Below are 557 nucleotides of genomic sequence, written 5' to 3' on the forward strand. Positions count from 1 at the left end.
TGATGCCGGCCGTGGCGTGACAGACCAGACCCGACCCGAGCGCGGTGGAGTCGTACTCGACGACGATCACCAGATCGGCGGCGTCTAGCACCTGGCCGAGGTCATTGGGGATCAGATCAGCGACGGTATCGGCGGTGTTTGCAATCGAGTTGTCGCCGTAGGACGCAACAGTAATGCCACTGGAGGCGCCGGCGGCGAGCATGAGAATAAGAGCGGCTGCAAATCGCTTCATGGGCATCCTGGTTACAAGGGTGGGGGCACGGAGCGCCTTCGTTCCGTTGCCTGTCTGACCTATTCTGACAAGAGCAATCGGTTGTCAATGCGCCGTGCTTTAGCCCCAAAGCCGCCTCGTGTCAGCACGCTTTCGCAGCTTGGCCATGTCCAACTTCCGTCTGTTTATTGCGCTCGATCCCACGCCCGAGACGGTTGCGGTCTTGCGGCGCGCGCAGGTCTGTCTGCGGGACGTTCACTGGAGTGGGGCGCGTTGGCTACCCCCGGAACAATGGCACGCAACGCTACGCTTCTTGGGGGCAACGCCTGAGGATCAGGTGCAGCAC

The 557-nt window shown here is 61.8% G+C and carries 2 protein-coding genes; one reads left to right on the forward strand and one right to left on the reverse strand.

Features of this window, described 5'->3' with window-relative positions:
• Positions 1 to 232 (reverse strand): hypothetical protein (locus tag RVY79_RS17085; RefSeq protein ID WP_317465668.1); only part of this gene is annotated, 232 nt, incomplete at its 3' end.
• A gap of 145 nt (positions 233 to 377) precedes the next feature.
• Here RVY79_RS17085 and RVY79_RS17090 point away from each other — a divergent pair.
• Positions 378 to 557, forward strand: a 180-nt coding sequence (locus RVY79_RS17090) for a 2'-5' RNA ligase family protein (protein WP_317465670.1), incomplete at its 3' end; no start/stop codon positions are given.

Source organism: Chromohalobacter sp. HP20-39 (assembly GCF_033052815.1).
Classification (GTDB): Bacteria; Pseudomonadota; Gammaproteobacteria; order Pseudomonadales; family Halomonadaceae; genus Chromohalobacter.